At 35.7% G+C, this 12,224-nt stretch carries 7 protein-coding genes; 2 read left to right on the forward strand and 5 right to left on the reverse strand.

Going from position 1 to position 12,224, the window contains the following annotated elements; translation table 11 throughout:
- Positions 1-62: 62 nt before the first annotated feature.
- The 5 genes from ACS8MM_RS07860 to porU all read right to left on the reverse strand — a co-directional run bounded on the left by ACS8MM_RS07860 (position 63) and on the right by porU (position 8,416).
- On the reverse strand, positions 63-1,691 hold the full coding sequence (locus ACS8MM_RS07860) for a pyruvate dehydrogenase complex dihydrolipoamide acetyltransferase (protein WP_379714956.1): 1,629 nt from the start codon (positions 1,689-1,691) through the stop codon (positions 63-65).
- Between the two features lie 3 nt (positions 1,692-1,694).
- On the reverse strand, positions 1,695-2,693 hold the full coding sequence (pdhA, locus tag ACS8MM_RS07865; protein ID WP_379714958.1) for a pyruvate dehydrogenase (acetyl-transferring) E1 component subunit alpha: 999 nt from the start codon (positions 2,691-2,693) through the stop codon (positions 1,695-1,697).
- A 128-nt stretch (positions 2,694-2,821) separates the two neighbouring features.
- Positions 2,822-3,304, reverse strand: coding sequence for a cytidine deaminase (gene cdd, locus ACS8MM_RS07870; RefSeq protein ID WP_379714960.1), 483 nt, complete (start codon positions 3,302-3,304; stop codon positions 2,822-2,824).
- Positions 3,305-3,374: 70 nt separating this feature from the next.
- On the reverse strand, positions 3,375-4,547 hold the full coding sequence (gene porV, locus ACS8MM_RS07875; protein WP_379714962.1) for a type IX secretion system outer membrane channel protein PorV: 1,173 nt from the start codon (positions 4,545-4,547) through the stop codon (positions 3,375-3,377).
- Positions 4,548-4,585: 38 nt separating this feature from the next.
- Positions 4,586-8,416, reverse strand: a complete 3,831-nt coding sequence (gene porU, locus ACS8MM_RS07880) for a type IX secretion system sortase PorU (RefSeq protein ID WP_379714964.1) — start codon at positions 8,414-8,416, stop codon at positions 4,586-4,588.
- A gap of 201 nt (positions 8,417-8,617) precedes the next feature.
- On the opposite strand from porU, the gene gldJ reads away from it, so the two are divergent.
- Positions 8,618-10,366, forward strand: a complete 1,749-nt coding sequence (gldJ, locus tag ACS8MM_RS07885; RefSeq protein WP_379714966.1) for a gliding motility lipoprotein GldJ — start codon at positions 8,618-8,620, stop codon at positions 10,364-10,366.
- A gap of 65 nt (positions 10,367-10,431) precedes the next feature.
- The gene (locus ACS8MM_RS07890) at positions 10,432-11,712 is read left to right on the forward strand and encodes a UDP-N-acetylmuramoyl-tripeptide--D-alanyl-D-alanine ligase (RefSeq protein WP_379714968.1); all 1,281 of its coding nucleotides are present in this window, start codon (positions 10,432-10,434) and stop codon (positions 11,710-11,712) included.
- The last annotated feature ends 512 nt before the right edge of the window (positions 11,713-12,224 follow it).

The raw sequence follows: 12,224 nt of genomic DNA on the forward strand, positions 1-12,224 counted from the left end.
GAGATATGTAAAAATAAAAAATCCCGACGAATCGGGACTTTTTGAATGCAAAAATATTTTAATTAGGCTAACATTGTAACCGGATTTTCCATAAAGGCTTTGAATGTTTGAAGAAATTGTGCGCCTGTAGCACCATCAACCGTTCTGTGGTCACATGCCAAAGTCACAGTCATGGTATTACCTACAACAATCTGACCATTTTTAACAACAGGCTTTTCAACGATAGCTCCTACTGATAAAATAGCCGAGTTCGGTTGATTGATAATCGAGGTAAAAGACTGGATTCCGAACATCCCCAAGTTAGAAATGGTAAAAGTGCTTCCTTCCATCTCATTTGGTTGAATTTTTTTCACTTTTGCTCTACCTGCCATATCTTTTACAGTAGCACCAATTTGTGTCAATGTCATTTGATCTGTGAATTTCAACACAGGAACAACCAATCCATCTTCAACAGCTACAGCTACACCAATATTTACATGGTGATTAATAATCATAGCCTCTTCTTTCCATTGAGAATTCACTTGTGGGTGCTTTTTCAATGCCATAGCCGATGCTTTGATTACCATATCGTTAAATGACACTTTAGTTTCAGGCAAACCGTTAATCATATTACGTGAAGCAATTGCATTATCCATATCCAACTCGATAGTCAAATAGTAATGAGGAGCCGTAAATTTAGATTCTGACAAACGCTTAGCAATTACTTTGCGCATTTGTGAATTTTTCACTTCTTCTTGGAATACTTCACCAGCTGGAACAAATGGTTTAACAGCTGCAACTGCTGAAGTAGCCTGAGCAACTGCTTGAGCAGGAGTTGAAGCTGCAGTAGCAGTTCCAGGAACAAAATTCTCCACATCTGCTTTAGTAATTCTTCCATTTTCTCCGGAACCATTTACCTGGGCTAAATTAATTCCTTTTTCCTGAGCAATTTTTTTAGCCAACGGAGAAGCAAAAATTCTACCCGAAGCATTAGCCACTGGAGCTGCAACTGGAGTAGAAGCAGCAGCAGTAGTAGCTACTTTATTTTCTTCAACTTTTGGAGTTTCAATTGAACCACCTACTTTAAAATTAGCAACAATCCCTGAAACATCTGTTCCGGCTGGACCTAAAATAGCTAATATACTGTCAACTGGAGCCGAACCACCTTCTTCAATTCCAATGTACAATAAAGTACCCGCATTGAATGATTCAAATTCCATTGTTGCTTTATCTGTTTCAATTTCAGCAAGAATATCTCCTTCTTTTACTGCATCGCCCACTTTTTTCAACCAAGTTGCTACAGTTCCTGTAGTCATGGTATCACTCAAACGAGGCATTGTAACCACTTTAACACCTGCTGGTAATTCTGCAACTGGTGCTGCAGTAGCAGTAGTTGATTTTTCTTCAACTTTTGGTGCTGGCTCTTCTGCTTTTGGTGCTGAACCACCTTTTAACAAAGCAGAAATATCTTCTCCTTCTTTACCTATAATAGCCAACAATGAATCTACCGGCGCTGATTGGCCCGCTTCGATTCCGATATGCAATAAAGTTCCTGCATTAAAAGACTCAAACTCCATGGTCGCTTTGTCTGTTTCAATTTCAGCAAGAATATCTCCTTCTTTAATTGTATCACCCACTTTTTTAAGCCATGTTGCAACGGTTCCTTCCGTCATGGTATCGCTCAAGCGCGGCATTGTAATTACTGTTGCCATAATTTATAATCTATGAGGGATGAATGGATAATTTTCTTGTTCGTATACTACATCATACAACTGTTGCGGATCAGGGAAAGGAGATTCGTCTGCGAATTTCTCACACTCAGTTACCAAATCAGCAACTCTCTGATCGATCACCTCGATTTCAGCATCTGTAGCATAGTTGTTTTCTTTAATCATATCTAAAACCTGAGTAATTGGGTCGATTTTTTTGTATTCTTCCACTTCTTCTTTGGTTCTGTATAATTGTGCATCCGACATTGAATGGCCTCTGTAACGGTACGTTTTCATTTCAAGGAACGTTGGTCCGTCTCCACGACGTGCTCTGTCAATAGCTTCCTGCATTGCTTCAGCTACTTTGATAGGGTTCATCCCATCAACAGGCCCACATGGCATTTCATATCCTAAACCTAACTTCCAAATGTCTGTATGGTTAGCGGTTCTTTCTACAGAAGTTCCCATGGCATAACCATTGTTTTCAACTATAAAAACTACCGGTAATTTCCAATTCATAGCCATATTGAAGGCTTCGTGCAACGATCCTTGACGAGCAGCTCCGTCACCAAAATAAGTCAAGGTAACTCCTCCAGTTTCAAAGTATTTATCTGCAAAAGCGATACCGGCACCTACTGGGATTTGTGCACCAACAATACCGTGACCACCATAAAAACCATGCACTTTATCAAAAATATGCATAGAACCACCCATCCCTTTTGAAGTTCCGGTTACTTTTCCAAGTAATTCTGCCATTACCCTTTTCGGATCAGTTCCCATACCGATAGGTTGCACGTGGTTACGGTAAGCCGTAATCATTTTATCTTTTGACAAATCCATTGCATGTAATGCTCCGGCTAAAACGGCTTCTTGTCCGTTATATAAATGTAAAAAACCTCTAACCTTTTGTTGAATGTAAAGGGCTGCCAGCTTATCTTCGAATTTTCTCCAGAAAAGCATGTCTTCATACCACTTCAATAAAACTTCTTTTGTTACTTCTTTCATGTGACTTAGTAAAGTATTGTGTGTAATTATTTTAAAGGACGCAAAAAATTGACCTCACACAAATTTGCGAAGAGCAAAAGTAAGACATTCCAAATAATTACTAAAATTTACAGCGTTATTTTTGTTGATTACAAATAGTTTTTATCAAATGTCAGGGGTAATAAATTTTGGATGGAATCCGATTTATAAACTTCTCCTGTTTCTCCCATAAAAAAAATTTCGATTGGAGCATCTTGTCTAAATTCATATTCATAAATAGACTGACGGCATGCTCCGCAAGGAGGTATTGGCTTGGTCGTAACATTTTCAGTTGCGCCTGCTGTAATCGCCATTTTTACAATTTTAGCATTCGGATAAACTGCGCCTGCTTGAAAAATTGCCACACGCTCAGCACATAAACCTGATGGATATGCTGCATTTTCCTGATTGGAACCTACCACGATTTCACCGTTATCCAACAACAACGCTGCGCCTACTTTAAATTTCGAATAAGGGGCATAGGCATTTTTCCTTACTTCAATCGCTCTCTTCATTAAATCTTGGTCTTCACTAAAAAGTTCCTCCAGTGAATGAAATACTAAGATTTTTGTGTCAATTTTAATTTCTTTCATACTTTATAAGGGAAAAAAAATCCAAATTTCAATAAAGAAATTTGGATTTGCATTTAATTATTAATTCTAATTAATATTGTTCGTAATCATCACCAAAGTTGAATGTTAATGAAAAACGCAATGTATTTTCTAATGGATTTTTAACTCTTGACATTGAAAACAAATAAGAAGCATCCAATTTGATTGCATTGTATTTGAATCCTGCTCCCAAAGTTGCAAACTTTCTAGCACCTTTATCTTTACTTTCATTAAAATACCCAGCTCTCAATGCAAATGAATCTTGATACCAATATTCCAAACCTGCAGAATACGTTAACTCCTTTAATTCTTCTTTAAAACCATCGGGTGCATCACCGAATGATTTAAAAATCCCAGAAACCCATCCAACATTATTGTAAGCATCTGCTGCAGCCTGATATTCCGGCCCATCTATAAAACCGTCACCATTAGCATCAGTAACAACTTGAGGCGTTGGCACTAATAACTTTGTGAATTCAAGATTTGTAGTTACTTTATTGTATTCATCAAAGATAAAATCAAAACCTCCACCCAAACGTAGATTTGAAGGCAAAAAGTTTGAACTTCTTTCCACATCTCCGTCGTAAGAAATTTTAGGACCTAAATTTTGCAAATTGAAACCTGCTCTCCAACGACCATTAAAATCATTGTATGCAATTTCAGCTGATTCGTAATATCCAGCAACATCCACAGCAAAAGTATTTGCTGCAGAAGCATCACCTGACGACGACGCAATTCTTAGGTTTGAACGAATATATCTACCGGCTACCCCCATGGAAAAATTATCACTCAACTGTAATGAATATGACAAGTCGAATGCCAACTCATTTGGTTTTACTGAACCAGTAGTTGTACCGTTTTGATCGGTCAACTCGATATCACCCAAACCAAAATATCTCAAACTTCCTGCAAAAGCACTACGTTCGTTGAAACGATTAAAATAAGTCACCTGACTTAATGAAATATCATTCACCAAATCTGTCAAATAGGGAGTATAACTCACTGAAAAACCGCTTTTCTTAAGTGAAAAAGCATATTTAGCAGGATTAAATTGTTGTGAAAAGGCATCAGGAGATGTTGCAACTCCGATATCACCCATACCTGCTGAGCGGGCATCGGCTGCAATCAATAAAAAGGGTACCCCAGTTGTAATTGGTCTTTCATTCTGGGCAAAAACAGTCGTAGATGCTACCAACCCAGTAAAAAGTAAGATTAGTTTTTTCATTATATTTTTCAAAATATTCAACAAATATATACTTTTTATTAAAGTATCACTAATTTCTCAAATTTTTCGGCTTTTTTGTTGGTCAAGGTAGATTTGACTGTCAATTTATAGACATAAACTCCTTTACCAATTTTATCACCGAAATCATCCCTTCCGTCCCAGGTGATATCTCTTGACGTAAAACCTTCGGTAGTAACGGTTTGATTTTTACTCCAAACCACCTTACCACTTATAGTCAACACCTGTACCTGAACATCCAACGGCTCGAAAGGTTTGTTGTGTGTAAACCAAAACTCAGTGTGACTGACAAACGGATTTGGATAATTCAAAACATTTTTCAAAACCAAATTATCATCATCAACCACTATAAACTGTAACTCAGATGTAATCAAATTATTGTACACATCCCATGCTTTAAAAGTTAACGTATGCAAACCCGGTGTCAAATTCTGAAACGGAAATCGCAATTTTCCTTTAGTATAATCATCCAATTCGGTTTCATAATAATCATTCAACACATACGGTTTTGTTTCATCACCATCCAAATAGGCCACAATATCATGACCGATACCACTAGCGGTATTAATCCCGTTTTCATCTTCCAAAAATGCCAAAAACAAAGGAGATTCATTTGTAATTCCTCCCGACACAAAAGACTCATCATTCATATATAAACGCACCCTTGGCGGTGTATTATCAACTGCCGCATTGGTATTCAATCCACCTATTCTAATTGATGTATCATAACCTGTTTGATCTTCTAACACATTCGTTTTTTTAGCATAAAAACTAACTTTACCATTCCCTTCAGTAATTCTGATATCTCTAGGCACCACAAAAGTAAATTCAAACAAGCCATTTCTGATTGAAGCATTTCCTCTAAAAATTGTCTCTCCCAAAGTTTTGAAATTCATTTTATACACTACCCCACCAACCATCGTTCCGTCATTTCCTAAAGTAGTTCGATCAATTTCCTTATCAAAAATATTTACAGACAAAGCACCATTATAATCGGACAAAAGCGCATCAAACTCATCGCTCACTTCACCCGAAAACTTCACAACACTCAATGCTCTTAGTGGCTCTGTTACCGAAGCAATTGGAACATCATTAATTTTAGTCAATCTGATTTTCGGTTTAGGAATTGCTAATTTTAGCGCAGGATCTCCAATATAAAACACCACATTATTTCCGGAATTCATCATATTTACTTTTGTAAGTCTGACAGCTTCCGCAATCGAAACATAATTATTCGATCCATAAGCAAATAAATACTCTGCAAATCTTTGATTAAAACTTTCCCCGGTATTTTGTCCAATTTGTCTTGTAGTAGTCACCATTGAAACCGCTCCTCCTTTAGGATTCCAATAGGTATATTCACCTGCAGTTTTTCGCAGAGGATTATCAAAACGAGTAAATTCACAAGTCACCGTAATAAAAAGTGGATACTTATATTTATTATTGAGATTCTGAGCATCTACGATTTCAAACAAACGCTCCTGAGCCAATCCATCTTCACCACCATGACCCAAATAATCAAAAAACAATGCTCCCTGCGCAAAGGAATCAATAAATTCCTCTTTAGCTTTGGGATATTTTTGGCCTCCCGAAGTAGTTTCTTGAACATATGCATCCGAATGGATTTTTTTAGCATTAAAAAAAGGTTTGTTGGACGTAATTGTATTGGCCATATTATCTACCACAGATTGCAACGAAGCATCACTTACTTTATCAAGATCGTCTGAAACGAAAACTAAATTATTTCTCCATTTTCCATAGGACTTCTCGTCATAATAATCAATAACTTTTGTTACCATTTGTTCTGCCTGATTCAAATTTGACGCCAAAATTCGTCCCACTGCAATATCCAAACTTTGCGATGACAACATACGTCCTTCATTATCATCCATCATCCCGAAATAATCATCGGATATAAATGAAGAGATAACAGAAAAACTATCCAAAGCATGAAAAATAGGAACAATGTTCGTATTGCCACTAATTCGGTTTTTAAAATCAAAAGAAGCATCTCCGAACAAGCACAAATATTTGATTCTGTTTGCGGGAGTAGTAGCATTTTCATATACATACTTCACAAAATTTCGTATTGCGCCAATATCCTGCTTTCCTGAAGAAAATTCATGGTATAGTTTTTCTAACGTAACCACTTTTACCTTTAACTGATTTTTATTCACATGAAAAGCAGCTAATCTTTCAGCCTGTGTAAGCAAAGATTGCGGTGTTACTATGACATAATCAACATTTTGAAAATTACCTTGATTATCTTTAAACACATCTCCTTTTAAATCCTGATTGGCTACAGTAGTATCTGAGTCACGCAACGGTGTGTAAAAATCCGCATTATCGATTGCCACATAGTTTCTTTCCTCTCCCATGGTAGCCAAAACAGAGAACTGACTTTGGGCAGCGTTGGCTTTTGCGGTAACGTTAAATATATCAGTTACATCCCAAACCTGACTAATTGCTGTCGCGTTACTGATCTGGTATTCACAAATACCAACATTAGCCTCAACTTCATCAACTTTAAAACTAAATTGTTTTCCAAAGCCTTTCAAAAAAGACTTCCCGTTAACTTTAATAAAATCAAGGTAGGCGTTAGCACTTGGCACCCCTCCATTATTATATTTAATAGTTACTGAAATTGTTCCAGGAGCAGGATTAGTCGTAAAAGTGTTCGTACTTGAAGAAGCGAAAACCGGACCTTCAGGATTGATTGCACTAAAATTCAAAATCCCCACATCCTGTGCATTCACTTTAACATTGAATGTTGTACCTACAACTCCAACAGCGGCACCGTTAACCACAACACTAACCGGAGTCGACGGAACCAGGTTAGGAAAACCAAATGGAAACGTTTGTTCATTTTGTGTTTGAAACTGTTCACCGTACCATCTTCTACCCAATTTCACTATATTAACATTATCCACTTCATGAAATTGGTATTCATCGAAAGTAGTGTAAATATTAGTCGGACTTCCAACTGGTTCAACCAACTGTTGAATCCTTTTACCAGGATTGGCTGAGGAAGTGATATAATAATACGATTTTGAAGCATACAAATTAGTATGGGTCTGACTTTCATCGTTCCAATTCTCAACTCCTTGTGCATAAAACAATATATAATCAGTATCATTAAAAACCCCGTCTTCTTCACCAACAAATTGAATGGCATTTTCCGTAAGATCATCAGGATAAGGAATAGAATTTAACAATGGCAACATTTTTCCACCATTACCATACAACTTAATATTTCTTGGATCCCCATTTGTATTAATCCCCAATCCACTTAGAAATTGTTTCGTTAATTTATAAACACCTGATTTTTCAACATAAAACCTTTTCCATGTTCCACTGCTTAACACAGAATTCGAAAATGCTCTTTGACGAGATGAGAAACTGCTCCTTTTTGTATCTGGAGACAAGATGTACGTCAATGATTTTATTCTTTTAAAATTACCATTTTCAGTGATAATAGGAGAAAAAGTTATAACACCGAAAAAATTATCACGTGCTTTCACATTTTCTACTTTAACATTTATGGCATTAGAAATATATTTCTTATCCAATTCCCCAATTTTCTCATTGGAAACGGTTTCGTATACTACGTTTGAAATTCGAACAGAATTTTCATCAATCGGAGCGTTCAGAGGTATAGCTTTAGAGAACAAGATAACCTTCTTTGCTTCATCGAAACGGAAGTTTCCTTCTTGAAAATAAGGTATCGAATAATGATACTTTTGATTCAATACGTACTTAGAATCATTCCACAACAAGTCAATATTGCCACTTTCCTGTGCAACAAGAGGTTGTAAAAAAGAAAACAAAAGGAAAAATAAAATCTTTTTCATATCTTTAATAAACGCAATAAAGCCTTTTATATTTTTAAGGTGTAAAAATAGCCAATTACACAATATAAAAAACAAGATAACGTTATCATCTGATATTAACGTTTAAAATTTTAAGATTTTTTTAAAATATTTATTCATTTAGTGTTGCAGTTTAATGGTTAATTATTATATTGCGCCACAAAATAATTACCTACTGAAAGTATGAAAGTAAACAAAACAATGACAGTAAGAGTACTTTTTTCCATGATGGTACTGTTAGGTTTTACTACTAGTTGTAGTAAAAAGTCAAGCACGAAAAACACTTCGTCAGCAACAGGATGGAAGATCAATGATCCGAACGGAGGTTTCCAGTACAACTCCAATTTTACAAAACAAGAAACTGCTCCAGGCCTTATTTTAGTTGAAGGTGGTACATTTACCATGGGTAAAGTACAAGATGACGTTATGCACGATTGGAACAATACTCCATCTCAACAACACGTACAATCTTTCTACATGGACGAAACAGAGGTAACTAATATCATGTACATGGAGTACTTGGATTGGTTAAAAAGAGTTTTTCCTCCGTCTGACGCAAACTATCGTCATATCTATGAAGGTGCATTACCGGACACTCTAGTTTGGAGAAATAGATTAGGTTATAATGAAACTATGACCAACAACTACTTAAGACATCCAGCTTATTCTCAATACCCAGTAGTAGGTGTTAACTGGATTCAAGCAAGCGAGTTCGCGAAATGGAGAACAGACCGTGTTAATGAAGCAATTCTTGAAAGAGAAGGCTACATGAAAAAAGGCGCAAAAGTTGTTGATGTTGATGCCAACAATACTTTCAATACAGAATCTTACTTAGTTTCTCCTTCTACTTCTTTCGGAGGTAACGAAGAAATTATTTTACAAAAACAAATGGGACGTTCTGCTGGAAAGTCGAAAAAGGCGAAAAAAGCAGAATCTACAGATACAACTTCTACTGCAGGTGCTGACGGGCCTAAAAATGTATACGCTCAAAAAACATCTGGTGTTTTATTACCTGAATACAGACTTCCAACTGAAGCTGAATGGGAATATGCAGCTGCTGCTGACGTAGGAAATAGAGAATACAACATTTACAGAGGACAAAAGAAATATCCTTGGAAAGGTCAATACACTCGTTCTGGAAACAGAATCACTAGAGGTGATCAATTGGCTAATTTCAAACAAGGCAAAGGAGATTACGGAGGAATTGCAGGATGGTCTGATGACAATGCTGATATTACAGCCGCAGTAAAATCATACAAACCAAATGATTTCGGTTTATATGACATGGCTGGTAACGTTGCTGAGTGGGTACAAGACGTTTACAGACCTATCGTTGATGATGAAGCAAATGACTTCAACTACTTCCGTGGAAACGTTTATACTAAAAACAAAATCGACAAAGAAGGTAAAGTAGAATTCGTAACTTCTGACAACATCAAATACGACACGTTAAGTAATGGTAAAATCATTGCTCGCAACAAGCCAGGAGAAATTGCTCAAGTTCCTGTTGACGAACAAGAAACTTACTTAAGACAAAACTTCTCTACAAGCAACAATATTGACTTCAGAGATGGAGACAAGTCGTCAACTCGTTTCTTTGATTTTGGAGGAAGTGAAGAAGGAGCTGCTCCTCTTTCTGAAAAGAAAAGAATGTATGACTCACCAATCCATAAAGTTTCTTCTGTTAAAGACACAGTTAGTGGAACTTCAGCAATGGATCGCAAATTCGACAAATCCGTTAAGAGAACTACATTAATCGGAAACGATGTAAGGGTTTACAAAGGAGGTTCTTGGAGAGATAGAGCTTACTGGTTAGATCCAGCAACAAGAAGATACTGCCACCAAGACATCGCTACTGATTACATTGGTTTTAGATGTGCAATGTCAAGAGTTGGTCCTAAATCTGATTTCAAGAAAAGACCAAGAAATTAATAATACTTTCATACAAAATAAGAGCCCTATTTTTAGGGCTCTTATTTTTTTAGTAAATTCGCCACATGAAGATAGAAGAAATTTACCAATGTTTTTTACAGTGTGAATCTATTTCCACAGATACACGCAAGATTGAACCAAATTCGCTATTTATTGCTCTTAAAGGAGAAAATTTTGATGCCAATACATTTGCTCAGGAAGCACTAAATAAAGGCGCTCAATTTGTAATTTTAGACAATAAAAACTTCTTTACGGATCAAGACAAAATGATTTTGGTTACCGACAGTTTAAAAACCCTACAGGAGCTAGCTAATTACCATAGAAATCAACTAGGTTTACCAATAATTGCATTAACCGGTAGTAATGGCAAAACCACCACCAAAGAATTAATCAATTGCGTTCTTTCCAAAAAATACAGAACAAAAGCAACAATAGGAAATCTAAACAATCATATTGGAGTTCCACTTACACTTCTTTCTTTTGATGAAGATACAGACATTGGCATTGTAGAAATGGGCGCCAATCATCAAAAAGAAATTGAATTACTTTGCAAAATTACTGCGCCAGATTTTGGATATATTACAAATTTCGGAAAAGCGCATCTAGAAGGATTTGGTGGTGTTGAAGGTGTAATCAAAGGAAAAAGCGAGCTTTATGATTACTTAAAAGAAAACAATAAAACAGTTTTTGTAAATACTGACGATCCTATTCAGAATAAAAAAACAGCGGAATTTACAAAATACACATTTGGAAGTGCAACAAACAACAACATAGTAATCACTTCTGTAAGCGCCAATCCATTAGTTAAGATTAATTTTTCAGACAAAACAATTCAATCACATCTTATCGGCATTTACAACGCAAACAATATTAACGCTGCAATAACTATCGGTAAATACTTTAACATTAACGAAAACGACATAAAAGATGCAATTGAATCCTATATTCCATCCAACAATCGCTCTCAATTAATTGAAAAAGGAACTAACCATATTATTCTCGATGCCTATAATGCAAATCCTTCAAGTATGAGTGCCGCACTAGGAAATTTCATACAACTTGAGTCCAATTCAAAAATTGCAATTTTAGGCGACATGTTCGAGTTAGGAGAAGAAAGTTCAGAAGAGCATAAGAAAATTGTAGAAAGCCTACAAAAAGAGACAACTATCGAAGTTTGTTTTATTGGCAAAGATTTTTATTCCAATAAAACCATAGACAGCCATTTGCATTTTTTTGAAACGTTTGATGAGTTTAATAAAAATTACCTCAAAAAACCACAAAATTCAACAATTTTGATCAAGGGTTCCCGGGGTATGGCCTTGGAAAGAACTTTAGATTTATTATAATTTATTAATCCAGCAAGTGCTGGATTTTTTTATAACCAATCATAGTTTAAGCAAAATACAAAGCCATATTGATAAGCACAAACTTAAAAACATGCGTTAAAATAAGATTCCACAAACATTAATTGAAATATAATTCAACTTGCAGATAGTCACCATACACAAACTAGACATTTGAATAGCTTATAATTTCGAATTTTAGCAATCACATGAAAAGAGCTATTACGAATTATCAAACAAGATTAATTCTTAAAATTGAACCAAAAAAAAACCTTATACAAGGCAATATTTATTGCATTAAGGATATATTTAAAAAAGAAATATTATACCAAATATTTTGTCATTATTGCCAATCAATAACCTCTTAAACATTTCCTCACACATAAAACTATTCACAAAGAAGAAAGTTATTATTTCCCACAACCTTTTAGTTTAAAAACATTTTATAATTAAAAAACCCTATTCATAACTGAATAGGGTTTTATAAAGAAAGGTAGCGGATCGAGCCCGAAGGG

The organism is Flavobacterium sp. MAHUQ-57 (assembly GCF_051908335.1).
Taxonomy (GTDB): domain Bacteria; phylum Bacteroidota; class Bacteroidia; order Flavobacteriales; family Flavobacteriaceae; genus Flavobacterium.

Coding starts and splice junctions, on each gene's coding strand:
- pdhA (WP_379714958.1), bottom strand. CDS start 2,693: ATGAAAGAAGTAACAAAAGAAGTTTTATTGAAGTGGTATGAAGACATG.
- cdd (WP_379714960.1), bottom strand. CDS start 3,304: ATGAAAGAAATTAAAATTGACACAAAAATCTTAGTATTTCATTCACTG.
- ACS8MM_RS07890 (WP_379714968.1), top strand. CDS start 10,432: ATGAAGATAGAAGAAATTTACCAATGTTTTTTACAGTGTGAATCTATT.
- porV (WP_379714962.1), bottom strand. CDS start 4,547: ATGAAAAAACTAATCTTACTTTTTACTGGGTTGGTAGCATCTACGACT.
- ACS8MM_RS07860 (WP_379714956.1), bottom strand. CDS start 1,691: ATGGCAACAGTAATTACAATGCCGCGCTTGAGCGATACCATGACGGAA.
- porU (WP_379714964.1), bottom strand. CDS start 8,416: ATGAAAAAGATTTTATTTTTCCTTTTGTTTTCTTTTTTACAACCTCTT.
- gldJ (WP_379714966.1), top strand. CDS start 8,618: ATGAAAGTAAACAAAACAATGACAGTAAGAGTACTTTTTTCCATGATG.